We start from the raw sequence: 26,205 nt of genomic DNA, 5'->3' as shown, positions 1-26,205 counted from the left end.
GTGGGTAGAATAAAAGAAAACAAATCGAATTATGACAAAGGAGACAGAATTATGGCAAAAGTAGCGATTGTTATGGGGAGCGATTCCGATATGCCTGTGATGAGCAAGGCGGCAGATTTTTTAGAGGAGATGGGGATTGACTTTGAGATGACCATTATTTCTGCTCACAGAGAACCGGATATTTTCTTTGAGTGGGCAAAAGGAGCCGAGGAGCGCGGAGTCAAGGTTATCATCGCAGGTGCAGGGAAAGCAGCACATCTTCCGGGAATGTGTGCAGCACTGTTCCCGATGCCGGTCATCGGAATTCCGATGAAAACTTCTGATCTTGGGGGAGTGGATTCTCTTTACTCCATTGTTCAGATGCCGTCCGGAGTTCCGGTTGCATCCGTTGCTATCAACGGAGGGCAGAATGCAGGAATCCTTGCAGCACAGATTTTGGCTTCGTCTGATGCCGGTCTTCTTCAGAAACTGAAAGATTACAGGACAACAATGAAAGAATCTGTAGTAAAGAAGGCCGATAAGCTTGACCAGGTTGGCTATAAGAACTATGAATAAGAAAAGACTTGCAGCCGTACTTTTATGTACGGCTGTTTGTGCCGGACTTGCAGGGACTGCATTACAAAATCGGGATACTCTGGCGGGGACATGCCAGATCACGGTGGCGATTGATGCCGGACATCAGAAAAAGGGTGACACCAGGAAAGAGCCAATCGGACCGGGTTCCCGGAGGAAGAAAGCAAAAGCGGCATCGGGTACACAGGGAGCAGCGACGAAAGTACCGGAATCAAAGCTGACCCTCAGTGTGGCCAAGAGACTCGAGCAGGAGCTTAAAAAAAGGGGCTATAAAGTCTACATGGTAAGAAGAAAGCAGAATGTCAACATCAGTAATAAGAAAAGAGCGCTGCTGGTGAATAAAAGCGGCGCCGATATCTGTATCCGTCTTCATGCAGATGCGGCGGGAAAAAGAGTACGCGGTGCCTCAGCATTATACCCGACCAAGAAGAATCCCTATGTAAAAAAGCTGAGCAAACGCAGCAGGAAGCTGTCCGGGGATGTGCTGAAAAAATACTGCAAAGCTACCGGGATCAGAAACCGTGGACTTTCAGGGCGGAATGATCTGACGGGCACTAACTGGAGCAAAGTCCCGGTGACACTAATCGAAATGGGATTTATGACGAATAAAAAAGAAGACAAAAAGATGCAGAAGAGTTCTTTTCAGAAAAAGATGGCGAAAGGAATTGCAGACGGCGTTGACAGTTATTTTGGAAAATAGACAGGACCTGTCCCGGGGATCGGGTCTGAGTTTAAAAAGATATACATTTTAGGAGGATAAAAATGGATTACAAAAAGGCAGGAGTGGATATCGAAGCAGGTTACCAGTCCGTAGAACTCATGAAAAAGCACGTACAGGCCACAATGAGAGAGGAAGTTTTGACAAACATCGGAGGATTTTCCGGGGCTTTTTCTTTAAAGAAGTTTAAGGATATGGAAAATCCAACTCTTGTATCCGGTACTGACGGAGTTGGGACAAAGCTGAAGCTTGCTTTCGTTATGGATAAGCATGATACGATCGGAATCGACTGTGTGGCGATGTGCGTCAATGATATCGCGTGTGCAGGCGGGGAGCCATTATACTTTCTTGACTATATCGCATGCGGAAAAAACTTTCCGGAGAAGATTGCTACCATCGTAAGCGGAGTGGCAGAAGGATGTAAGCAGTCTGATGCGGCTCTGATCGGCGGGGAGACCGCTGAGATGCCGGGATTTTATCCGGAGGATGAGTATGATCTGGCAGGTTTTGCCGTGGGTATCGTAGACGAAAAGGATCTGATTACCGGAAAAGAGATCAAAGAGGGAGACGTGCTGATCGGCATCGCATCTTCCGGAATCCACAGCAACGGATATTCTCTGGTGCGCAAAGTGTTCGATATGTCAAAAGAATCACTGGAGACTTACCATGAAGAATTAGGAACAACTCTCGGGGAAGCGCTCCTGGCACCTACGAAGATCTATGTCAAAGCACTGAAGGCGATCAAAGAAGCGGGTGTGGAAATCAAAGGCTGCAGCCACATTACCGGAGGCGGTTTTTATGAGAACATTCCAAGAATGCTTCCGGACGGGGCCCATGCGGTGGTCCACAAGGACGCATATGAAGTGCCTGCGATCTTTAAGCTGCTTGCAGAAACCGGGGATATTGACGAAAAGATGATGTATAATACATACAACATGGGAATCGGCATGATGGTGGCTGTGGACGAAAAGAGCGTCAACGATACGCTGGAAGCCCTGGAACGTGCCGGGGAAACGGCATTTGTAGTAGGTGAGATCAAAGCCGGTGAAAAAGGTGTGACGGTATGTTAAGAGTCGCAGTATTAGTGTCTGGAGGCGGAACCAACCTGCAGGCTGTAATTGACGCCATTGAGGAAGGGCGGATTTCCAATGCCCGGATCGACGTGGTGATCAGCAATAATAAAAAGGCCTATGCACTGGAGCGCGCCAGGAAGCATGGAATCCAGGCAGTGGGACTGTCACCGAAAGATTTTGAGAACAGAGATTTGTTTAACGAAGCACTTTATCAGGAGCTGGCTGGCAGAGAGATTGATCTTGTAGTGCTGGCCGGATGTCTCGTAGTGATACCTGATAAAATCATCCGTGAGTTTGAAAACAGGATCATCAACATTCATCCGTCTCTGATTCCGTCTTTCTGCGGGAAAGGGTGCTATGGACTGAAAGTTCATGAACAGGCGCTTCAAAGAGGTGTCAAAATTTCAGGCGCTACCGTTCATTTTGTAGATGAAGGTACGGATACGGGTCCGATCATTATGCAGAAGGCTGTAGAGGTAAGAGACGATGACACACCGGAAGTTCTGCAGAGACGGATCATGGAACAGGCGGAGTGGGTGATCCTTCCTGAGGTGATCAATCTGATCGCAGAAGGAAGCGTTTCAGTTTCAGAAGGACATGTAAAGATTAAGAAATAAAAGAAAGGATAAAAGGATGGATATACTGATTGTTGGCAGCGGAGGACGTGAACATGCCATTGCCTGGGCAGCGGCAAAGAGCCCGAAAGCAGACAAAATTTACTGTGCTCCTGGGAACGCGGGTATTGCGGAGTTTGCAGAGTGCGTGGACATCAAAGCCATGGAGTTTGACAAACTGGTGGCGTTCGCAAAGGAAAAACAAATCGGTCTGACGATCATCGGAATGGATGATCCGCTTGTTGGAGGTGTCGTAGACGCTTTTGAAGCCGAAGGACTCAGAGTGTTCGGTCCCCGCAAAAATGCGGCGATCATCGAGGGTTCCAAGGCGTTTTCCAAAGATCTGATGAAAAAATACAATATTCCAACAGCATCCTATGAGAATTTCACCGATCCAGAGCAGGCACTCGCTTACCTCGAGACCGTTAAGATGCCGATCGTACTCAAGGCTGACGGACTGGCACTGGGCAAGGGAGTTTTGATCTGTGAGACTCTGGAGGAAGCAAAGGCGGGCGTTAAGACTTTAATGCTGGACAAACAGTTTGGGGATGCCGGCAATGAGATCGTTATCGAAGAGTTTATGACCGGCAGAGAAGTTTCTGTATTGGCTTTCTGCGACGGAAAGACCATCCGGTGCATGACTTCCGCACAGGATCACAAGCGTGCCAAAGACGGAGACAAAGGACTCAACACTGGAGGTATGGGAACCTTTTCTCCGAGTCCATTCTACACGAAAGAAGTGGAAGAATTCTGTGAAAAATATGTATACCAGCCGACGATGGATGCCATGGCTTCCGAAGGGCGTCCGTTCACAGGCATTTTGTTCACAGGGCTGATGCTTACAGAAGACGGACCGAAGGTACTGGAATATAACGCCAGATTCGGAGATCCGGAGGCGCAGGTAGTCCTGCCCCGGATGAAAAATGATATGATCGAAGTGATGGAAGCCTGTATTGACGGGAAACTTTCCGATGTTACTCTGGAATTTGAGGAAAATGCGGCAGTCTGTGTGGTGCTCGCATCTGACGGATATCCGGAAAAGTATGAGAAGGGTTTTGAGATCAAGGGACTCGATAAGTTTAAAGACCAGGATGACTACTATGTGTTCCATGCAGGGACAAAGTTTGACGGAGACAAGATCGTGACCAACGGCGGACGGGTACTCGGCGTCGTGGCAAAGGGCGGTGACCTGAAAGCTGCCCGTAAAAATGCATACGAGGCCGCAGAATGGATCGATTTTGCAAACAAATATAAAAGAAATGACATAGGAAAAGCTATCGACGAGGCGTAAAAACTTGTATTCGGGAAGCAGGATGGAGAAGAAATTCTCTGCCCTGCTTCTCTATTTTTTTACATTGACATTCCGTGCTATTTATTATAGTCTAAGTATAACAAAAGATATGAAAGAAGGAAGGGATGAATATGCTGCTTGAAGTAGATTTTAACAGCGATCAGGCCATTTATATTCAACTGAGAAACCAGATCATCGTTGGTATTGCGTGTTCCGACATCCAGGATGGCGAGTCCCTGCCGTCGGTGCGCCAGCTGGCACAAATCTTAGGAGTAAACATGCATACGGTAAATAAAGCATATGCTATATTAAGAGAAGAAGGCTATTTGAAGCTGGACCGGAGGAAAGGCGCAGTCGTAAGCGTGGATGCCAATGAAAAGGCAAAGCAGCTGGAGGAATTGGAAGAGAGCCTTCAGATTTTGGTGGCGCAGGCCATCTGCAAGGGTGTGACGAGAGAAGAATTATATCAGCTGATCGGCCACGTATATGGACAGCTTGACAGAAATTAGGAGGACAGAATGAGAAAATTACCACTTACCAGATATTTAAGCCATGCATTGGAGGAGGCGGGAAAGATATCCGCGAGGCTTGGAGCAGAACATATAGAAACTTTGTCTCTTTTGCTTGGACTGCTTAAAATGAAGGGGTCTCTGGCCTGTGAGATACTGAAGATGCACGGGGTGTCTGAGGAGATTTTTTCAGAAGCTTTCAAGGCGCGTACTGCAGAAAAAAAGAGGCGTACAAAGGTAAAAACCTTTACTCCCAGGACAGAGGAGATTTTAAGCCTTGCCGCCCAGATGGCAGTTAAGTACGGAAGTGATGTGCTCGGCACAGAGCATGTTCTGCTGGCGGTTTTGAAGGACGGCGAAAATGAAGCGGTTCAGCTGCTGGCACAGCAAAAGATTCCGGTGGATGCCATATTCATTGATACATTGGTGACAATGGGAATCGATTATAAATCTGCCAAGAACGAATTTTCCAACAGTTCACCTGATGATTATTTCACGGAAGACGGAGCCGGAGAAAATATTTTGGAGAAGTTCAGCACAGATCTGACTCAGAAGGCAAAGGACGACGAACTGGATCCAATGATCGGAAGAGAAGACGAGATGGAGCGGCTGATGCAGGTATTGTGCAGGAGGTCCAAAAATAACCCTTGTCTGATCGGAGACCCGGGTGTGGGAAAGACCGCTATCGTTGAAGGGCTGGCTGCGAGGATCGTGCAGGGTAACGTGCCCCTTAATCTAAAGGATAAGAGACTGCTCTCTCTGGATCTGACAAGAGTGATCGCAGGGACGAAGTACCGGGGGGAGTTTGAGGAGCGGATGAAACAGATTATTTCCGAGGTGACGGAAGATCCTTCAGTGATTCTCTTTATTGACGAAATTCACACGATGATCGGGGCAGGAGGTTCTGAGGGAGCCATGGACGCATCCAACATCCTGAAGCCCTCTCTCGCACGGGGAGACTTTCAGCTGATCGGGGCTACAACCAGCGAGGAATATACCAAATACTTTGAGAAGGATGCAGCACTTGTGCGGAGGTTTCAGTCTATTTTGGTGGAGGAGCCTTCGGTGAAAGAAGCAGTCAAGATCCTTGAAGGGCTCAAATATAAGTTTGAATCTCATCACAGAGTGCTGATTCCTGAAGAGGTGACTTCCTATGCGGTGGATCTTTCCTGCCGGTATGTCAACGACCGGTTTCTGCCTGACAAAGCAATCGACGTTCTGGACGAGGCCTGTGCCAAAAAGCGGATGAAGTCTTTGAAAGTGCCGTCGGATATGAAAGAGGAACAGGAGCAGCAAAAGCAGATTGTAAAAGAAATGGAAGCTTACATCAGCAGCGGGCAGATTGAAAAAGCCAGAGAACTGAAGAGCAAAAAAGAGGAACTCGGCAAAAGTCTTGAGAAGAAGTACCGCAGGATGGAAAACCAGCAGAAGAAGATACCTTCCATTGAGATGGAAGATGTGGAGGAGATCATTTCTCTTTGGACCAAGATCCCGGTGAACCAGCTGAAACAGGGAGAGATGGAGAGACTTCGGAATCTGGAAAAAATTCTTCACAAACAGGTGATAGGACAGGATAAGGCCGTGGAAGCTGTGGCCAGAGCTATAAAGCGCAGCAGGGTCGGCCTGAAAGATCCAAAACGCCCCATCGGTTCCTTCTTATTTCTAGGGCCTACCGGTGTGGGTAAAACAGAGCTTTCCAAGAGTCTTGCGAAAGCCATGTTCGGAAGGGAAGAAGACCTGATCCGCGTAGACATGTCTGAATACATGGAAAAGCACAGCGTATCAAAGATCATCGGATCACCTCCCGGATATGTCGGTTTCGGAGAAGGAGGACAGCTGAGTGAGCAGGTCAGAAGGCATCCATACTCTGTGATCCTGCTGGATGAGATTGAAAAAGCGCATCCGGATGTATTTAATATCCTGCTTCAGGTGCTGGATGACGGACATATTACGGACTCCAACGGAAGAAAAGTCGATTTCAAAAACACAGTGCTTATTATGACTTCCAACGCGGGCGCGTCCAGGATCATTTCTCCGAAACAGCTTGGGTTTGTCAGAACTTCCGATAAGGAAAAGAATCATGAGAAGATGACTCAGGGTGTGATGGAGGAGGTGCGGCAGATTTTCAAGCCCGAATTCCTGAACAGAATAGACGGAACGATTGTATTTACCATGCTGACGAAAGATGAGCTCCGGGAAATTGCAAAACTCTTTTTGAACAATTTAAAGGAACAGCTGATGAAAAACCATCGGATCTCGGTAAAGATCACGTCCAATGCCGTTTCATTGCTGGCAGACAAAGGGTACAGTGAGACGTACGGTGCAAGACCGCTGCGCCGTGTGATCCAGAGTGAGATCGAGGATGTGCTGGCAGATAAGATCTTAAGCGGTGAGCTTCGGGACGAAGCAGCGCTTACGATCGGAGCAAAAGACAAAAACCTTACTTTTTCGATAAAGGATGCTAGTAAATAAGCAGCAAATATTATATAATAAAATAACAAATGCAGATTTAATAGGAGGATAAGAACATGTCAGTGGTAACAGAGTTGTTTCGCAGCGAAGAAAATGGGACATTAAGCTTCGGAGATTACACATTAGATACGAAAGCCAAAAAGGACAAGATCGAATTTGAAGGGGATATGTACAAAGTGAAAACCTTCAAGACAATGACAAAGCTGGACAAAAACGGACAGCTGATCTTTGAATCTGTACCGGGTTCCGCCGTCCACAATTTTGCTGCAACAACAGACGGAGTGGCATTTGAGATCGAGGCATCAGAAGATGTCCAGGTAACGCTTGAAGTGGAGCCTGAACAGGAATACCGCGTATATATAGACAATATAAATGTTGGAAACATGAAGGCCAATCTAGGAGGAAAACTCACTCTGAGTGTGGAACTGAATCCGGGCATGACGGCTATGGTCCGTGTGAAGAAACAGTAAGGAGCAGGAACTGATATGGCAAAGGCAAAAACCGTCTTTTTCTGCAGTGAGTGCGGACATGAATCATCCAAGTGGCTGGGACAGTGTCCGGCCTGCAAATCGTGGAATACCTTTGTAGAAGAAAAACAATCAGTGACAAAAAAGGGAGGGGCAAAGCCCAGGCGGGCTTCTGCCTCTCCTATGAATATGTCAGAGGTTTCTATAAAGAGTGAGGAACGTATTCCGACAGGCATAGGTGAGCTGGACAGAGTTCTCGGAGGAGGAATTGTGACCGGCTCTCTGTCTTTAGTGGGCGGAGACCCGGGGATCGGAAAGTCTACTCTGCTGCTCCAAGTCTGCAGGAATTTAGTAAATGCAAAGCGGAAAGTTTTATATGTTTCCGGGGAGGAGTCCGCACATCAGATTAAGATGCGTGCAGAGAGGATCGGGGCATTTGAGGATGAACTTCTGCTGTTCTGTGAGACGATTCTGGAGGAGATCCTCGAGGGAATCCGCAAAGTCCGCCCGGAGTTTGTCGTGATAGACTCCATCCAGACGATGTTTAGTGAAGAACTGACCGCGGCAGCGGGAAGTGTATCCCAGGTCCGGGAAGTGACGGCTCAGATGATGAGGATCGCAAAAGAAGAAAATATCGCAGTCTTCATTGTCGGACATGTGACAAAGGAAGGTGTCGTGGCAGGGCCCAGGACACTGGAGCATATGGTGGATACGGTCCTATATTTTGAAGGGGAGAGGGAGGCGGCATACCGGATTCTGCGGGGAGTGAAGAACCGCTTCGGCTCCACAAATGAGATCGGTGTGTTTGAGATGTGCGCAGATGGTCTTACAGAGGTGGAGAATCCGTCCAAGATGATGCTGAACGGGCGCCCTGTGGACGCCTCCGGTTCTGTGGTAGTATGTTCCCTGGAGGGAACCAGGCCGATTCTTATCGAGATTCAGGCACTGATCTCTCCCACGAGTTTTCAGATGCCGAGGAGAACAGCGGTGGGAATTGACTATAATAGGGTCAATCTTCTTATGGCAGTTTTGGAAAAAAGGGTCGGTCTCCAGCTGGGCGGCTGTGACGCCTATGTGAACCTGGCCGGAGGCATGAGGCTGGGAGAGCCGGCGATTGACCTGGGGATTATTCTGGCCATTGCATCCAGCTATAAAAACATACCTCTCCCGGAAGATACGATCATCTTCGGGGAAGTCGGGCTGGTAGGCGAGGTACGGAGAGTATCCCAGGGAGACCAGAGGATCAAAGAGGCGGAAAAGCTTGGATTTAAAACCTGCATCCTTCCCAAGGCAAATGTGGACAGCTTAAAGATCAGGACAAACATGCGGCTTTTGGGCGTCGCAAATGTAAGAGAAGCCCTTGATTGTATTTAAAATATGTCTTATATTATTAGAGAATAATGAAAAGTATGGAGGAATGGAGACACGATGGAAGAGGCGATCTCAAAAAATTTTATAGAACAGATCATTGAAGAAGATCTGAAAGAAGGGAAATACGAAAAAATTGTGACCAGGTTCCCGCCGGAGCCAAACGGCTACCTGCATATCGGACATGCCAAATCAATCCTTTTAAACTATGGACTGGCGAAAGAGTACGGCGGAGATTTTCATTTCCGGTTTGACGATACGAATCCGACGAAGGAAAAGACCGAGTATGTAGATTCGATCAAAGAGGATGTGGAGTGGCTTGGAGCAGATTATGACCAGACGATTTATTTTGCATCCAATTATTTTGACCGTATGTATGAATGTGCAGAGTTCCTGATCAAGAAAGGAAAGGCCTACGTGTGCGACCTGACGCCGGAGGAGATCCGGGAATACAGGGGAACGCTGACGGAACCGGGAAAAAACAGTCCGTACAGAGACCGTACACCGGAAGAAAACCTTGCATTATTCCGCGCAATGAAAAATGGAGAGTTTGAAGACGGAAGCAAGGTGCTCAGGGCTAAGATTGATATGACTTCCGGTAATATGAACATGAGGGACCCGATCCTTTACCGTATTGCCAGAATGGAACATCACAATACAGGTGACGATTGGTGCATTTATCCGATGTATGATTTTGCGCATCCGCTGGAGGATGCCTTTGAAGGCGTGACTCATTCCATCTGTACACTGGAGTTTGAGGATCACAGGCCGCTATATGACTGGGTTGTAAAAGAGTGCGAGTTTGTACATCCGCCGAAGCAGATTGAGTTTGCAAAACTTTATCTTACCAATGTAGTCACGGGAAAACGCTATATCAAGAAGCTGGTGGATGACGGAATCGTGGACGGCTGGGATGATCCGAGGCTTGTGACGCTGTCTGCACTGAGACGCCGTGGATATACTCCGGAATCCATCCGCAGGTTTATGGAGCTGGTCGGTGTGGCTAAGAGTCACAGCTCCGTTGATTATGCCATGCTTGAGTACTGCATCAGAGATGACCTGAAGCTGAAAAAGCCAAGGGTATCGGCTGTCCTGGACCCAATCAAGCTGGTTATTACAAACTACCCGGAAGACAAGGTAGAGTATATGGAAGTAAAAAATAATCAGGAAAATGAAGAGATGGGCACAAGAAAAGTGCCGTTTTGCAGAGAACTGTATATAGAGCGGGATGATTTTAAGATTGAGAGGCCGAAGAAGTATTTCCGTCTGTATCCCGGCAACGAAGTGCGTCTGATGAACGGATATTTTGTGACCTGCACAGACTACGTGACCGATGAGGACGGAAATGTCACAGAGGTACTCTGTACCTATGATCCGGAATCCAGAGGAGGCAACAGCCCCGACGGACGAAAAGTGAAGGGGACCATTCACTGGGTTGCCGCTCCTTTTGCAAAAAAGGCCGAAGTCCGTTTATATGAAAATATTGTAGATGAGGAAAAAGGCGTGTATAACGAGGATGGATCTGTTAATTTAAATCCAGATTCTCTCATAATATTAAAAGACTGCTATGTTGAGCCGTCTCTTGAGGAGGCAGCTCCTGGAGACAGCTTCCAGTTTGTCAGACAGGGGTATTTTTGCCTGGACACAAAAGATACAACAAAGGATCACATGGTATTTAACCGCATTGTTTCTATGAAGAGCTCTTATCAGCCTAAATAGAAGCAGAAGAGAGATAAGCCGTTTTATAACGGCTTATCTTTTCATTTTCTGAGAAATGAAGAATGCTCCGCAGAGTGCATTTGACTACTTTGTTTAATTTTTGGAAACAATGAAGGAGATGAAGATGAAAAATCTTACGGAGATGTCCAATGAAGAACTGTGGGAACTTTTTCCCATAGTTTTGTGCGGCCATAAGGAAGAATGGAAGCAGATGTATGAAAATGAAAAGAAACTGCTGCTTCATTCGATTGGGCGGGACCAGGTGGCGAGGATCAGTCACATCGGCAGCACGGCTGTGAAAGGGCTTTTGGCTAAGCCTACGATTGATATCCTTTTGGAAATTGAAGAACACTGCGACCTGAAGGAACTGATCCGGGCGGTGGAGAAAGAAGGATATATCTATGAGAAGAAGCCGAGGAATCCTCCCCCGCATATGATGTTTATGAAAGGTTATACTTTACAGGGATTTGCAAAGAAAGTCTATCATCTCCATGTAAGGTATACGGGGGACTGGGATGAACTTTATTTCCGGGATTATTTGAAACGGCATCGGGAGGCGGCAGAAGAATACGGGAAATTAAAGACTGGTCTTCAGAAAAAATATGAACATGACAGGGATGCCTATACAAGGGCAAAGACAGATTTTGTAAGAGAGTGCACGAAAAAGGCCCGGAAAGAGTTTGGAGATATCTACCGGCCAGACGGTGAAAAGTGAAAAAATTTTTCAAAAAAGCCCTTGCAATTTTTTGATAGGGTGTTATACTATATTTTGTGATTAGCACTCGATGAGAGTGAGTGCTAACAATAATCGGGTAAATAAGACAAAAGAATTTCATCTGAATTTTAGGAGGTAATGATATGAATTTAAAACCATTAGGAGACAGAGTAGTGCTGAAACAGCTGGAAGCTGAGACTACAACAAAATCCGGAATCGTGTTGACAACAGCATCTCAGGAAAAACCGCAGGAAGCCGAAGTTGTCGCAGTCGGACCTGGAACGGATGAAGTGAAAATGGAAGTAGAAAAAGGACAGAAAGTCATCTATTCCAAATATGCGGGAACTGAAGTGAAATGTGGAGATGATGAATACATCATCGTAAAACAGAACGATATTTTGGCAGTTGTAGAATAGGATTTTTGGAGGAGACGAATCATGGCAAAAGAAATCAAATACGGAATTGATGCAAGAAAAGCGTTAGAAGCAGGTGTAAACCAGTTAGCAGATACAGTCAGAGTTACCATCGGACCAAAAGGAAGAAATGTAGTGTTAGATAAATCTTTTGGTATTCCTCTGATCACAAACGACGGTGTGACAATCGCAAAAGAGATTGAATTAGAAGATGCATTCGAGAACATGGGTGCTCAGATTGTAAAAGAAGTTGCAACAAAGACAAATGATGTTGCAGGTGATGGTACTACAACAGCCACTGTTTTAGCCCAGGCAATGGTAAATGAAGGAATGAAAAACCTTGCGGCAGGTGCAAATCCGATTATTTTAAGAAAAGGAATGAAAAAGGCAACAGATGCGGCAGTAGAAGCAATCGCTGAGATGAGCAGTAAAGTAAACGGCAAAGATCAGATCGCAAAAGTTGCTGCAATTTCTGCCAGTGATGAGGAAGTCGGGGAGTTAGTTGCGGATGCTATGGAAAAGGTGTCTAACGACGGTGTTATCACAATCGAAGAATCTAAGACAATGAAGACAGAGTTAGATTTAGTGGAAGGTATGCAGTTTGACCGCGGATATTTATCTGCTTACTTCTCAACAGACATGGAAAAAATGGTCGCTGAATTAGAAGACCCATATATCCTGATCACAGATAAGAAGATTTCTAATATTCAGGATATCCTTCCAATCTTAGAGCAGATCGTACAGAGCGGAAAGAAACTTCTGATCATCGCAGAAGATATTGAAGGCGAAGCACTGACAACATTGATCGTTAATAAACTGCGCGGAACATTCTCTGTGTGTGCAGTGAAGGCACCTGGATACGGTGACAGAAGAAAAGCGATGTTAGAGGATATTGCAATCCTTACAGGCGGAACTGTGATTTCTGAGGAAGTCGGATTAGATTTGAAAGAAACAACGATTGATCAGTTAGGCCGTGCAAAATCTGTAAAAGTTGAAAAAGAAAACACAGTGATTGTTGACGGAGAAGGATCTAAGGATGCAATCCAGGCAAGAATCGGACAGATCAAGGGTCAGCTGGATGAGACAACTTCTGAATTTGATAAAGAAAAATTACAGGAAAGACTCGCAAAATTATCCGGTGGTGTTGCAGTTATCCGTGTAGGTGCGGCGACAGAGACAGAGATGAAAGAAAGTAAACTTCGTCTGGAAGACGCCCTGGCAGCGACAAAGGCAGCAGTTGAAGAAGGTATTATTTTCGGCGGCGGTTCTGCTTATATCCATGCTTCCAAGAAGGTTGCAAAAATGGCAGAAGAATTAGAGGGCGATGAAAAGACAGGTGCAAATATTATCCTCAAAGCTCTCCAGGCTCCATTATTCCACATTGCTGCAAACGCAGGACTGGAAGGTTCTGTTATCATCAATAAAGTTGAAGAACAGGAAGTTGGATTCGGATTCGACGCATTAAATGGAAAATATGTAAATATGATTGAAGCAGGCATCATTGATCCGGCTAAGGTAACAAGAAGTGCATTACAGAATGCAACATCTGTTGCATCTACCTTACTGACAACAGAATCTGTTGTTGCTAATATCAAAGAAGATGCACCGGCAATGCCGGCTGGAGCAGGAGCACCGGGAATGGGAATGATGTAATCGGATTTCATAAGGTGTTTGATTGTAAAAGAGATACAGAAACAAAGAGAAGGCTGATAAACTCGTCAGCCTTCTTTTTTTCATGACATAAAAAATGCATTTCAGTACAAAAGGGTAGACAAAGAGTAAAGAAAGAAGTATAATATTTACAATTTCTAAAATATGTAAGAAGGAGGCGAAAAAAGTTGCCGGAAGAACAAATGATAAAAGACATGTATAATCTGATGCAGCAGGTGAATTCCAGTATGACAGCCTTTGACGGACGAATGGGACGTGTTGAGAGAAAAGTGGATCTGCTGACGGTAAAAACAGAGAATCTGGAAGAAAAAACAGATATGATCGTTCAGGACATTCAGAGACTGGATGAGAAGACAGATGGATTAAGTCAGGATATCCAGAGACTGGATGAGAAAACAGACGGACTGAGCCAGGATATCCAGAGACTGGATGAGAAGACAGACGGATTAAGTCAGGATATTCAAAGGCTGGATAAGAAGACAGATGGATTAAGTCAGGATATCCAGAGACTGGATGAGAAAACAGACGGACTGAGCCAGGATATCCAGAGACTGGATGAGAAGACAGACGGACTGAGCCAGGATATCCAGAGACTGAATGAGAAAACAGACGGACTGAGCCAGGATATTCAGAGACTGGATGAGAAGACAGACGGATTAAGTCAGGATATCCAGAGACTGGATGAGAAGACAGATGGACTGAGCCAGGATATCCAGAGACTGGATGAGAAAACAGACGGACTGAGCCAGGATATCCGGAGACTGGATGAGAAGACAGATGGATTAAGTCAGGATATCCAGAGACTGGACGAAAAAACAGACAGAATGGAAAGCAGTATTCAGGAATTAAATGAAAGAACCTCTGCTTTGGAAGAAAAAACAGATCAGCTGGATCAGACGACAAAATTCCTAAGTGAACAAAACAGCCTTCTCTTACAGCGCACTGATATTCTCACAGAAAAGTCAAATCTTATGTCAGAAAAAATAGATTTTATATCAGAGAAGACAAATTCCATAGAATCCCGTTTGGAGCGAACGGAAGGAGAGGTATCTGATCTTAAAACCAAAATGGAAGCTGGATTTTCCGATATTCATATGATTCTGGAGAATGAAATCTGCACCAAATTAAATGTACTCTTTGAAAACCGTGAAGATTCATCCAGATACAAGATGGTTATAAGAAGACAGGATGTTTTGGAGACCGATGTCGATCTGTTAAAAAAGACAGTCACAAATCACAGTGTAAAATTAAACAAAATATTTTAAGGAGAAGGAGCCGGTTCTTTCTCCTTTTTTCTGTGCAGAAACAAGGCCGGTTTTTTCATTTGTTAAGAGTATTTTAAGAATTTCAAAAAAATGCTTTGCTATTGTACAGTTTCACGATATAATAAAAAAGATATTAAAAGATGCAGAAAGAGGTGTATTTGGTGTATAAAATAGTAAAAAAAGAGACACTTAATAACTTGGTTGAATTGATGGAAATTCACGCACCATTCGTTGCAAGGAAGTGTGAACCAGGTCAGTTCATTATTATCCGTGTTGATGAAAAAGGCGAGAGAGTTCCTTTGACTATCGCAGATTATGACAGAGAAAAGGAAACAGTCACAATCATTTATCAGGTTGTCGGATATTCCACAGAATTATTAAGCAAGAAGAAAGAGGGAGACTATGTAGCCGATTTTGTAGGTCCTCTTGGACAGCCGTCCATCTTACATAAACGAGAGAGAGTTTTAGGTGTGGCAGGCGGAGTCGGTGCAGCACCTCTTTATCCTCAGCTTCGCAAACTTGCCGAAATGGGAGTTCCTGTAGATGTTATTATCGGAGGCAAGAGTGCAGAATTTGTTATCTTAAAAGAGAAATTTGAAGAGTTCTGTGAAAATGTATTTATTGCCACAGATGACGGAAGCCTTGGAACAAAAGGATTTGTTACGAATGTTCTGGAAGATCAGATTGCAAAAGGCGTAAAGTATGACGAAGTCATCGCGATCGGGCCGCTGATCATGATGAAAAATGTTGTAAAGATTACAAAACAGCATGATATTCCGACGATGGTATCCCTGAATCCAATCATGATTGACGGAACCGGTATGTGCGGCGGATGCCGTGTCACAGTAGGCGGAGAAACGAAGTTTGCCTGTGTGGACGGACCGGATTTTGACGGATTCCAGGTGGATTTTGATGAATGTATGAAACGTCAGACAATGTTCAGAGAAGAAGAACACGAGTGTAAGATTGGGAGGGGTAAATAGTCATGGCAAATATGAGTCCAAATAAAGTAGCAATGCCGGAACAGGATCCGAATGTTCGGAATAAGAACTTTAAAGAAGTTGCTTTGGGATATACGAAAGAAATGGCTATGGAAGAAGCAACCCGCTGCTTAAACTGCAAAAATAAACCGTGTGTCAACGGATGTCCGGTCAATGTACCGATTCCGGAATTTATCGAAAAAGTAGCTGCAGGTGATTTTGAAGGCGCTTATGAAGTAATCACGAGTGAGAATGCCCTGCCTGCTATCTGCGGCCGCGTATGTCCTCAGGAAAATCAGTGTGAGGGTAAATGTGTCCGTGGGATCAAGGGTGAACCTGTTGGTATCGGGCGTATGGAGCGGTTTGTTGCAGACTACCACATGGCAAATGCAGAACCGGCTGAAGTCAGCATCGAAAAGAATGGAAAGAAAGTCGCAGTCGTAGGATGCGGACCTGCAGGTATTACCTGTGCCGGTGAACTGATCAAAAAAGGATATGAAGTGACAGTGTTTGAAGCACTGCACAAGCCGGGCGGAGTACTGAGCTACGGAATTCCGGAATTCCGTCTTCCAAAGGATCTAGTGGCGAAAGAAATAGAATCTGTTGAGAATCTTGGCGTGAAGATCGAGACCAATGTGATTGTCGGAAGATCTGTTACCATCGACGAGCTGATGGAAGACGGATATGAAGCTGTCTTTGTGGGCAGCGGAGCAGGACTTCCAAGATTCTTAAATATACCGGGAGAAAACTACCTGGGAGTTTATTCTGCCAATGAATTCTTAACCCGTGTGAACCTCATGAAGGGTTACGAATTCCCAGAGTACCCGACCCCGGTCAAGATCGGAAAGAAAGTTGCAGTCGTGGGAGCAGGAAACGTAGCGATGGATGCTGCCAGAACAGCGAAGCGTCTTGGAGCAGATGAGGTATATATTGTTTACAGACGAAGTGAAGAGGAAGCTCCTGCCCGTCTGGAAGAACTTCACCATGCTAAAGAAGAAGGAATTATCTTTAAGTTTTTAAATAATCCGGTAGCCATTAAGGCAAATGAGGACGGATGGGTAGAGAAGATGGAGATCGTAAAACAGGAATTAGGAGAACCCGATGCCTCAGGAAGAAGGTCTCCGGTTCCGATTGAAGGGTCCAACTACGATATTGATGTAGATACTGTTGTCATCGCGATTGGACAGAGTCCGAACCCGTTAATCCGTCACACAACACCAGGCTTGGATGTTCAGAAATGGGGCGGTATCATTGTTGACGAGGAGACGATGGAATCAAGCAAAGACGGAGTCTATGCAGGAGGAGATACTGTCACGGGTGCGGCAACTGTCATTTTGGCCATGGGTGCCGGGAAGAAAGCTGCGGCAGCCATTGACAAAAAGTTAAGAGGATAATCGGGAGGACAGGATATGAGCAAAACTATTTTTCAAACATCTGTCTATGAATTGGGAGACCAGGTTGATGCCTTTTATGACGAAGGGATGTTTGTGCTGTTCGGTGAGAATGTTCCGGATACATTAAAGGATTTCTGCCATTTTATCGATGTCAATCAAGTAGACGGGACAATCGGCAAAGGAAACACACTGGTGATTGACGGTGCAGAGTTTAAGATCACGGCTGTGGGAGAGATTGCCCAGTCTAATTTAGAGACTCTTGGACATCTGACGGTAGTATTCAGCGGGGCAGCTGAGGCAGGGCTTCCGGGAAGCATCTGTGTTGAGGCCAAGCCAATGCCTAAGTTAAAAGTCGGATCAAAGATCGCAATTAAAGAAGACTAGACGATTGTACAAAGGATTATTGTTTTCGGACAATAATCCTTTGTTTGTTGACAAAGAATTTAGAATTTGTTATAGTATAAAACTATAAATTAGAATACGAAAGACATAGAAAGCGAGGAAAAAATGGGAAAGTTAATTGGCCAGGGAATCACATTTGACGACGTATTATTAGTTCCGGGATATTCAGAAGTAATCGCAAATGAAGTGGTGACAGAGACCCGTCTGACAGACAAGATTACATTAAATATTCCTTTAATGAGTGCCAGCATGGATACGGTAACAGAGCACCGTATGGCGATCGCAATGGCAAGGCAGGGCGGTATCGGTATCATTCATAAGAATATGACCATTGCACAGCAGGCAGACGAAGTGGACAAGGTAAAACGTTCGGAAAACGGTGTCATCACAGATCCTTTTTCTTTAAGTCCTGAACATACGATCCAGGATGCAGATGACCTGATGGGAAAATACCGCATATCAGGGGTGCCGATTACTGAGGGAACCAAACTGGTCGGAATCATCACAAACCGTGATTTAAAGTTCGAAACAGATTTTTCAAAGAAGATCAAGGAATCCATGACATCAGAAAATCTTGTCACAGCGCAGGAAGGGATCACCCTGGAAGAGGCAAAACAGATTTTAGGGAAGGCAAGGAAAGAAAAACTTCCGATCGTGGACAAAGACTTTAACTTAAAAGGTTTAATTACTATTAAGGATATTGAAAAACAGATCAAATACCCGCATGCTGCAAAAGACGAACAGGGCAGACTGCTGTGTGGTGCCGGTGTGGGGATCACAGCCGATATCTTGGACCGTGTGGATGCATTGGTAAAAGCTCACGTAGATGTAGTGGTTGTCGACTCAGCCCATGGACATTCTGCAAACGTATTAAAGGCAGTCAGAATGGCGAAAAAGGCATATCCTGAACTGCAGGTCATTGCAGGAAATGTAGCCACGGCAGAGGGTACAAAAGCATTGATTGAGGCAGGGGCCGACGCTGTCAAAGTGGGAATCGGACCAGGATCCATCTGTACCACCCGTGTGGTTGCCGGAATCGGTGTTCCGCAGATTACTGCGATTATGGGGGCATATGAAGAGGCAAAGAAAGCAGGGATTCCGATCATTGCAGACGGCGGGATCAAGTTTTCAGGAGATATTACAAAAGCGATTGCAGCCGGTGCCAGTGCATGTATGCTCGGAAGTATGATGGCCGGATGTGATGAGAGCCCAGGAGAGTTTGAACTCTACCAGGGAAGAAAATATAAAGTATACCGCGGCATGGGATCCTTAGCAGCTATGGAATGCGGAAGCAAAGACCGCTATTTCCAGACAAACGCTAAGAAATTGGTTCCGGAAGGTGTCGAGGGCCGTGTGGCATACAGAGGGACTGCAGAAGACACCATTTTCCAGCTGCTCGGCGGACTCCGCTCCGGCATGGGATACTGCGGGGCAAAAACCGTAGAAGAACTGCAGGAGAAGGGACAGTTTGTACAGATTACGGCTGCATCCTTGAAAGAAAGCCATCCGCATGACATTCATATCACAAAAGAAGCACCTAATTACAGCGTAGACGTTTAAGAACTTTCCTATGGAAAAATAAAAAGCAGCAGTTATAAAAATTAACTGCTGCTTTTTGAATGTGCAGGTTTACTGGTGCTCTTCAAACCATTGTCTGCTGTCTTCAAGCCGTTTGTTTACATAGTCCCAGTTGATTAGTGAAAACCAGTTGTTCACATAATCAGGGCGCCGATTTTGGTACTGGAGATAATAAGCATGTTCCCAGATATCGACAGGAAGCAGAGGATAAAGAGTATCACTGAGCGGTACATCCTGATTTGGAAGATTTATCACTTTTAGTTTTCCATTGTTATTTACAAGCCATCCATAACCGGAACCAAACTGTGACAATGCGGCCTCTGTCATTTCTTTCATGAAGGCATCAAGGGACCCGAAATCTCTCTCTATGGCTTTTCCAATTTCTCCTTCGGGAGTTGTGAATTCATCCTTTTCCATAGCGTTAAAATATACTTGATGGTTGTAAACTCCTCCGCCGTTGTTCTTAACAGGGGTTTTTGCTTCTTCCGGAATTTTGTCAGGTTCTGTAAGCAGCTGTTCCAGCGTCATGTTATGCAGATCTTGGTGGGGTTTGATTGCCGCATTCAGTTTTTCTACATAGGCGGCAAGATGTTTATCGTGATGAAATCTGAGGGTTTCAGCGTCAATCACCGGCTCCAGGGCATCATAATCGTATGGAAGCGGTTCGAGGGAAAATGGGTATGTTTCATTCATATTATAATTTATCTCCTTTTTTCTTTTTATTTTACGTGGGAATCTAAAATAATATTCAAAAAAACTTGAATCCTTTGAGCGGTCATGCTAACATTGTATTATTCTTATAATACAAAAACTCAAAAGGGGAAAAAACATGTTTTCAAAATTTAGTGTGCGCAAGCCATATACTGTCATTGTGGGAGTCATCCTGGTAATTATTCTGGGCATTGTCTCTTTTTCCAAAATGACTACGGACTTGCTTCCGAGTATGGAACTTCCATACGCTCTTGTCATGACTACCTATCAGGGGGCTTCTCCTGAAGAAGTGGAGACTACGGTGACAAAGCCAGTGGAACAGGCCATGGCAACCATATCCAACATCAAACAGGTGGCATCTTCCTCCAGTGAGAATATGTCCGTTGTCTATATGGAGTTTGAAGGCGATGCCAATATGGATTCGGCAGCTCTTGATATGCGGGAAAAGCTGGATATGATCAAAGGATACTGGCCTGACAAAGTAGGCAATCCTACGATCATGAAATTAAATCCGGACATGATGCCGGTGCTTGTGACTGCGATTGATTCGGACAACAAAGATATGTCTGAGATTTCAAAGCTGATCAAAGACAAAGTTTCTCCGGGTGTGGAGGCAGTGGAAGGTGTTGCCTCTGTAAGCGAGACCGGAATGCTTGAAGAGAATATCAATGTTATCATCAATGAGGACAAGATCAAATCATTAAATAAAAAGATTCAAAAGGCTTTGGACGGCCAGTTTGACGAGGCTCAGGATGAGCTGGACCGGGCGAAAGCAAAACTTGACGGAAGCAAGGCACAGCTGAATTCTAAGAGAACGGAGCTCAACGATACCCTTGCGAAAGCACAGACGGCTCTAAACAGCGGGAAATTAAGCCTTGCCCAGAAGGAGGTAGAGGTCACAAGTGCTCTTACCAATCTTCAAAATCAGAAAAAAGCTTTGGAACTTGTAAAACAGGCGGGGGAAGAAGGACTTAAACAGCTGGAGGCACAGCTCAAAACTGTGACAGACCCCGCACAGAAGGCGCAGCTTCAGGCTCAGATCACAGAGATTAAAAAGCAGCTGAAAACAGCAGACAGTACGATAAAGACCCTGGATAAAAATATTGAAGTTTTACAGAAGGCGTTAAAGCAGATCCAGAAGGGCAAAAAACAGATCGACGCCAATCTGACGACAGTGACTGCCCAGACCGCCAATGCCAACAGCCAGATGACATCAGGAGAGATCGGCATCGCACAGGGCGAATCACAGATCGCTGCGGGCCAGCAGCAGCTGGATGCCAGCAAAAAGCAGGCAAAAGCGGCGGCTGACATAAAAGATAAGCTGACTGTGGACAATGTAAAAGCCATGCTGATCGCACAGAATTTTGAAATGCCTGCGGGATATATTTCAGAAGACAACACACAATATCTGGTCAGAGTCGGGGATAAAGTTACCAGTCAGGAAGATCTGGAAGACATGGAGCTGATGGATCTCGGCATTGATAACTTTGCGCCGATCCGTCTGAGTGATGTTGCAGATGTGGCAGTTGTCAACAATAAAAAGGATAACTACTGCAGGGTAAATGGCAATGATGCGGCAGTGCTGAGCATTCAGAAACAGAACAATTACTCTACGGCAGACGTATCAAAGAGGGTTTCCGAGAAGCTGGAAACACTCAAAAAAGAGAACCCCGGACTGCATTATACAAACTTAATGGATCAGGGAATCTACATAGATATGGTTGTAGGATCTGTTCTGCAGAATCTTGGAATGGGTGCAGTGCTGGCAGTGCTGATCCTGCTTGTGTTTTTAAAGGATATCAAACCTACTGCCGTCATCGCCTGCTCCATTCCGATTAGTGTAGTGTTTGCCGTGGTTATGATGTATTTCAGCGGCATTACCCTGAATGTTATTTCCCTCTCCGGCCTTGCGCTCGGAGTCGGTATGCTGGTGGATAACTCGATTGTTGTTATAGAGAATATTTACCGGCTGAGAAAAGAAGGGGTGCCGGTCAAGGAGGCTGCGATCGAAGGAGCAAAAGGGGTAGCCGGAGCAATCACTGCTTCTACGCTGACAACAATCTCTGTCTTCCTGCCGATTGTGTTCACAACAGGACTTACGAAGAAGCTGTTTTCCGATATGGCGCTGACAATCGGATATTCACTGATTGCCAGTCTGATCGTTGCAGTGACTTTTGTTCCGATGATGTCCGCCGGAGTGCTTCACAAAGTGACGGAAAAGGACAACAGGCTGTTTGACGGACTTCAGTCTTTGTACCGCGGAGTCATGGATAAGGTGCTCAGGAGGAAATGGATTGCCATCGTACTGACGCTGGCAGTGTTTGTGGGAGCAGTGATCGGGGCAACAAGGATTGGAACTTCCCTGATGCCGTCTATGGACAGTTCACAGATGAGCCTTACCATCGAGATGCCGAAAGGATCAGGTCTGAGTGATACGGCGGCTATGTCTGATACGGTCATGAAAAAAATTCGTGAGATTCCTGATGTAGACGGCGTCGGAGCTATGGTGAGCAGTTCATCAGGCATGGGAGGCACTTCGTCGGGAAGCAAGGCAAATCAGGATACAGCCAGCATGTATATCATGCTGAAAGAAGATAAAAAGCAGACAAATAAAGAGATAAAAAATGAGATCTTAAAAAAGACAAAGAAATTCGACTGTGAGATCCAGGTACAGGAGTCAAACATGGATATGAGCGCCCTCGGAGGAAGCGGGATTGCCATCGAAGTCAAAGGAAATGATATGAAAACGCTCCGCAGGACAGCCAGTGATATTGCAAAAAGGGTGGAATCTGTCAAAGGCACGAAGAATGTCAGTGACGGACAGGAGGAGACGACTCCCGATATCCATGTTACAGTTGATAAAGCAAAAGCCGCAAAATATGGTCTCACGGTGGCGACCGTTTATCAGCAGCTCAGCTCCAAGATTCAGGAGGGCTCCACAGCGACTACGATCAGCCAGAATGAAAAACAGTGGGATGTAAAAGTGTCCAATGACACCAAGGACAATATTACAAGAGCACAGCTGAAGAAAATGAAGCTCACTGGAACGAAGAAAGGGGAGAGCAGGGAAGTGGCACTTTCCAAAGTAGCCAGCTTCAGTGATACCGACAGTCTCTCTACGATCTCAAGATCAGCTCAGGAGAGAATACTGAATGTAACCGCAGAGCTTGAGGACGGTTACAATATCGGTATCGTCAGCCAGAATGTGACCAAAGCGCTGAAGGGGTACAAGGCGCCAGCAGGATACAGTTATAAAGTGGCGGGTGAGATGGAATCCATAAATGATACCGCGGGACAGGTAGGATTGATGCTGATTTTGGCAATCGCATTTATGTATCTGATTATGGTGGCACAGTTCCAGTCACTCAAGTCTCCTTTCATTATCCTGTTTACAATTCCTCTGGCATTTACAGGAGGTCTGATCGGACTGTTTGTGGCGGGCAAGGATCTGAGCATCATTGCCATGATCGGTTTCGTCATGCTGTCCGGTATCATCGTAAATAATGGTATCGTTCTGGTGGATACGATCAATCAGCTGAGAGATAAAGGCTACGAGATCATGGATGCTGTCATAACTGCCGGTTCCATGAGAATCCGGCCGATTTTAATGACGGCGATCACGACAATTCTGGGTCTTTCTACCATGGCACTGGGTATTGGATCCGGGGCAGAAATGGTACAGCCGATGGCCATCGTTACGATCGGGGGACTGATTTATGGAACTTTGCTTACATTAATCTTTATCCCTTGTATCTACCTGGTGTTTAACAGAAAGAAGAAAAGGCAGAGATCCTGATTTTCTTACAAATGTATTAAATAAATGAGCTTGGCTTTACATTTTGATGATGGAAAGCTATAATAAGACAAGAATCATGTCATGTATTATGACATGGTTTTTGTTTGTAAAGGAGTGAAATATGAAAAAACTGGATGGTTATTTATGGAATATAATTCCCAAATATGCAGTGCTCCCATTGATCTGTTCTTTCACTTTTAATTCACTGATTTATACGGGTACACAGATTCTGTGCAGGGATTTAAAGCATTATGATTTTACAACGGCATTTGACCGTGCAGTTCCTCTGATACCGGGATTTACGAGTATCTATCTGATCTGTTATCTGTTTTGGGCTGTGAATTATATCATGATAGGCAGGATTGGGAAGGAGCATTTATACCGGTTCTTAGTAGGAGATTTACTCTCCAGAGTCATCTGCGGTATCTTCTTTGTAATGGTTCCGACGACTCTGGCAAGGCCCGAAATAACCGGAACCGGGATATGGGATCAGATGCTGAATCTGGTTTATACGGTTGATCCGTCGGCAAATCTGTTTCCGTCCATCCATTGTCTGGTCAGCTGGTTTTGTTATGTTGGGATCAGGGGACAGAAAAAAGTTCCTTTGTGGTATCAGCGTTTTTCCTGTGTTTTTGCAGTTCTGGTGTGTATTTCTACTCAGGTTACGAAGCAGCATTATATCATAGACCTGATAGGAGGGATACTGCTGGCAGAGGCTATGTATCTGGTCGGTCAGAAGACGGATTGGTATCTGAAACTGCAGAGTATGTTTACAAAGATCAACCGTGGTGTACATTTGGAGAGGGCAATCGACAAAGAGGTAGGTTATGGAGAATAAGAAGCGCTGGATTGGCAATGGCATCTTCTTTTTTGCACTGTTCGGGCTTACATTTTATGCAATCTTTCGCGGAAAAGAGCTGCCGGAACTTTTAAAGGTTATGAGAAGCGTCAGCCCTGTATACTATATATTAGGTTTTGGGCTGATCATCGTGTTTGTATGCTGCGAAGCTTTTATCATTTACAGAATGCTGCGTGTGCTCCGGTACCGCGTGCCGAAAAGGCACTGCATTCTCTATTCGTTTGTAGGATTTTTTTTCAGCTGCATCACGCCGTCGGCCACCGGAGGACAGCCGGCTCAGCTTTACTATATGAACCGGGATAAGATCGATGTTTCGGTGGGAACCGTTGTTTTGATGATCGTTACAATTTTATATAAGTTTGTATTAGTATTTCTGGGAGCGGCGATCTTTGTGTTCCGGCACAGCCTGATTACAGACTATATATCTCAGGTAGCATTTTTCTTTTATCTCGGTATCGGACTGAATGTTTTCTGCGTCGCACTGATGCTGATGCTGGTATTTGAACCGACGCTTGCGTCCAGAGTGCTTCTGTCAATGATACGGATGCTGGAAAAAATTCATATCCTTAAAAAGAAAGAAGAGCGGATCAGAAAAATAGAGGGCTGGATGCAGGACTACCATAAGGCTGCTGCAGTCATTAAAGAATATAAACTCATGATTTTTGAGATGTTTTTGGTGACTTTGGTTCAGAGAATTCTGCATTTTTCCATCACATATCTTGTCTATAAGGCGCTGGGACTCTCTGCACTTGGAGTTGTTGATATTGTAGCACTTCAGTGTGTCATATCGATCTCGGTGGATATGCTTCCTCTTCCGGGAGGAATGGGAATCAGTGAAGGCTTGTTTTTAAGTATTTTCCAGAAGATATTCAGGGGCAGTCTGCTGTATCCGGCAATGCTGCTGAGCCGGGGAATCAGTTATTATGCTCTGGTGCTGATCAGTGCATTCTTGACTTTTGTGGCTCATGTGACAATAAAGCGTAAGGAATAGAGGTTTAATTATGATAGGATTTTATAATGTGTCAGTGATACTGACATATGCAGGTGTCGTCAGTGCTGTGTTCGGTATGTCAGCGGCATTTAACGGAAACTTTAAAATAGCAATGATTTGTCTGATGATCTCCGGATTTACAGATATGTATGACGGAACCGTCGCAAAAATGATCAAACGCTCCGATGACGCAAAGAAATTTGGAATCGAGATTGATTCCCTCTGTGATCTGATCTGTTTTGGAGCGTTTCCTGTCGTCATAGGTTATTCCATGGGGATGGATGCTTGGTATGCAAAAATCATATATATGATGTACATTCTGGGAGCGGTGATCCGGCTGGCATTTTTTAATGTCACCGAAGAACAGAGACAGGCAGAGACAAGCGAGAGAAGAAAACATTACCGGGGACTTCCGGTCACATCGGTAGCACTGATTCTGCCCGTCGTATATCAGCTGAAAAGGTTTTTTACAGCACAGTTTCCATACATATATCTGCTGGCAGTATTGATCATTTCTCTGCTGTTTGTAATTGATTTCAGTGTGTTTAAGCCGGGAAAGAAGTGCATGTTCGCATTTGTAATTATAGGCATCCTGATCGCCGTCAGAATATATTTTCTTTAAAGGA

23 protein-coding genes are annotated in these 26,205 nt (G+C 45.2%); 22 read left to right on the top strand and 1 reads right to left on the bottom strand.

Annotated elements, in window-relative coordinates:
- Positions 1-51: 51 nt before the first annotated feature.
- From purE to guaB, 18 genes are all read left to right on the top strand, one after another.
- Entirely contained in the window at positions 52-555 is a 504-nt protein-coding gene (purE, locus tag ANCC_RS12480; protein WP_022261295.1) for a 5-(carboxyamino)imidazole ribonucleotide mutase, read from the top strand.
- A complete protein-coding gene (locus ANCC_RS12475; protein WP_006568100.1) occupies positions 548-1,273 on the top strand; it encodes an N-acetylmuramoyl-L-alanine amidase family protein in 726 nt (241 codons plus the stop codon). The genes purE and ANCC_RS12475 overlap by 8 nt, the downstream gene beginning before the upstream one ends.
- A 62-nt stretch (positions 1,274-1,335) precedes the next feature.
- Positions 1,336-2,361, top strand: coding sequence for a phosphoribosylformylglycinamidine cyclo-ligase (gene purM / locus ANCC_RS12470; protein ID WP_006568099.1), 1,026 nt, complete (start codon positions 1,336-1,338; stop codon positions 2,359-2,361).
- Positions 2,355-2,981, top strand: coding sequence for a phosphoribosylglycinamide formyltransferase (gene purN, locus ANCC_RS12465; protein WP_006568098.1), 627 nt, complete (start codon positions 2,355-2,357; stop codon positions 2,979-2,981). Before purM ends, purN begins: the two co-directional genes overlap by 7 nt.
- A 16-nt stretch (positions 2,982-2,997) precedes the next feature.
- Positions 2,998-4,269, top strand: coding sequence for a phosphoribosylamine--glycine ligase (gene purD, locus ANCC_RS12460; RefSeq protein WP_006568097.1), 1,272 nt, complete (start codon positions 2,998-3,000; stop codon positions 4,267-4,269).
- A gap of 131 nt (positions 4,270-4,400) precedes the next feature.
- Complete coding sequence (locus ANCC_RS12455; RefSeq protein ID WP_009290300.1) at positions 4,401-4,778, top strand: GntR family transcriptional regulator; 378 nt, start codon at positions 4,401-4,403, stop codon at positions 4,776-4,778.
- A 9-nt stretch (positions 4,779-4,787) separates the two neighbouring features.
- Entirely contained in the window at positions 4,788-7,250 is a 2,463-nt protein-coding gene (locus ANCC_RS12450; RefSeq protein ID WP_006568094.1) for an ATP-dependent Clp protease ATP-binding subunit, read from the top strand.
- Positions 7,251-7,306: 56 nt separating this feature from the next.
- Complete coding sequence (locus ANCC_RS12445) at positions 7,307-7,720, top strand: hypothetical protein (RefSeq protein ID WP_006568093.1); 414 nt, start codon at positions 7,307-7,309, stop codon at positions 7,718-7,720.
- 15 nt (positions 7,721-7,735) lie between these two features.
- Positions 7,736-9,091, top strand: a complete 1,356-nt coding sequence (gene radA, locus ANCC_RS12440) for a DNA repair protein RadA (protein ID WP_006568092.1) — start codon at positions 7,736-7,738, stop codon at positions 9,089-9,091.
- A gap of 54 nt (positions 9,092-9,145) precedes the next feature.
- Positions 9,146-10,804 (top strand): glutamine--tRNA ligase/YqeY domain fusion protein, encoded by a 1,659-nt coding sequence (locus ANCC_RS12435; protein ID WP_006568091.1) that lies wholly within the window; start codon positions 9,146-9,148, stop codon positions 10,802-10,804.
- A gap of 124 nt (positions 10,805-10,928) precedes the next feature.
- The gene (locus ANCC_RS12430; protein WP_156340282.1) at positions 10,929-11,519 is read left to right on the top strand and encodes a GrpB family protein; all 591 of its coding nucleotides are present in this window, start codon (positions 10,929-10,931) and stop codon (positions 11,517-11,519) included.
- Positions 11,520-11,662: 143 nt separating this feature from the next.
- Positions 11,663-11,935, top strand: coding sequence for a co-chaperone GroES (locus ANCC_RS12425; RefSeq protein WP_006568089.1), 273 nt, complete (start codon positions 11,663-11,665; stop codon positions 11,933-11,935).
- Positions 11,936-11,956: 21 nt separating this feature from the next.
- Positions 11,957-13,585: a chaperonin GroEL gene (groL, locus tag ANCC_RS12420; protein ID WP_006568088.1), complete on the top strand. Its 1,629-nt coding sequence runs from the start codon at positions 11,957-11,959 to the stop codon at positions 13,583-13,585.
- A gap of 185 nt (positions 13,586-13,770) precedes the next feature.
- A complete protein-coding gene (locus ANCC_RS12415; protein ID WP_156340285.1) occupies positions 13,771-14,868 on the top strand; it encodes a coiled-coil domain-containing protein in 1,098 nt (365 codons plus the stop codon).
- 161 nt (positions 14,869-15,029) lie between these two features.
- Positions 15,030-15,851 (top strand): sulfide/dihydroorotate dehydrogenase-like FAD/NAD-binding protein, encoded by an 822-nt coding sequence (locus ANCC_RS12410; protein WP_022261290.1) that lies wholly within the window; start codon positions 15,030-15,032, stop codon positions 15,849-15,851.
- A 2-nt stretch (positions 15,852-15,853) separates the two neighbouring features.
- Positions 15,854-17,242, top strand: coding sequence for an NADPH-dependent glutamate synthase (gltA, locus tag ANCC_RS12405; protein ID WP_006568053.1), 1,389 nt, complete (start codon positions 15,854-15,856; stop codon positions 17,240-17,242).
- 15 nt (positions 17,243-17,257) lie between these two features.
- Entirely contained in the window at positions 17,258-17,626 is a 369-nt protein-coding gene (locus ANCC_RS12400; RefSeq protein WP_006568052.1) for a PTS glucitol/sorbitol transporter subunit IIA, read from the top strand.
- Positions 17,627-17,749: 123 nt separating this feature from the next.
- Positions 17,750-19,204 carry an IMP dehydrogenase gene (gene guaB, locus ANCC_RS12395; protein ID WP_006568051.1) on the top strand — a complete coding sequence of 485 codons (1,455 nt, stop codon included), beginning with the start codon at positions 17,750-17,752 and terminating at the stop codon, positions 19,202-19,204.
- A gap of 69 nt (positions 19,205-19,273) precedes the next feature.
- On the opposite strand, the gene ANCC_RS12390 is transcribed toward guaB, so the two are convergent.
- On the bottom strand, positions 19,274-19,915 hold the full coding sequence (locus tag ANCC_RS12390; protein ID WP_006568050.1) for a superoxide dismutase: 642 nt from the start codon (positions 19,913-19,915) through the stop codon (positions 19,274-19,276).
- 136 nt (positions 19,916-20,051) lie between these two features.
- Between ANCC_RS12390 and ANCC_RS12385 the strand changes: the two genes are divergently transcribed.
- The 4 genes from ANCC_RS12385 (at position 20,052) to ANCC_RS12370 (ending at position 26,201) form a co-directional block, all read left to right on the top strand.
- Positions 20,052-23,729, top strand: a complete 3,678-nt coding sequence (locus tag ANCC_RS12385; RefSeq protein ID WP_006568049.1) for an efflux RND transporter permease subunit — start codon at positions 20,052-20,054, stop codon at positions 23,727-23,729.
- A gap of 121 nt (positions 23,730-23,850) precedes the next feature.
- A complete protein-coding gene (locus tag ANCC_RS12380; RefSeq protein WP_006568048.1) occupies positions 23,851-24,567 on the top strand; it encodes a phosphatase PAP2 family protein in 717 nt (238 codons plus the stop codon).
- Positions 24,557-25,579 carry a lysylphosphatidylglycerol synthase transmembrane domain-containing protein gene (locus tag ANCC_RS12375; RefSeq protein ID WP_006568047.1) on the top strand — a complete coding sequence of 341 codons (1,023 nt, stop codon included), beginning with the start codon at positions 24,557-24,559 and terminating at the stop codon, positions 25,577-25,579. Before ANCC_RS12380 ends, ANCC_RS12375 begins: the two co-directional genes overlap by 11 nt.
- 10 nt (positions 25,580-25,589) lie before the next feature.
- Positions 25,590-26,201 carry a CDP-alcohol phosphatidyltransferase family protein gene (locus ANCC_RS12370; protein WP_006568046.1) on the top strand — a complete coding sequence of 204 codons (612 nt, stop codon included), beginning with the start codon at positions 25,590-25,592 and terminating at the stop codon, positions 26,199-26,201.
- Positions 26,202-26,205: the final 4 nt, after the last annotated feature.

This window comes from Anaerostipes caccae L1-92, assembly GCF_014467075.1.
Classification (GTDB): domain Bacteria; phylum Bacillota; class Clostridia; order Lachnospirales; family Lachnospiraceae; genus Anaerostipes; species Anaerostipes caccae.
The sequence above is the reverse complement of the archived record's forward strand: the minus strand, read 5'-3'. Positions and strand labels throughout refer to the sequence as shown.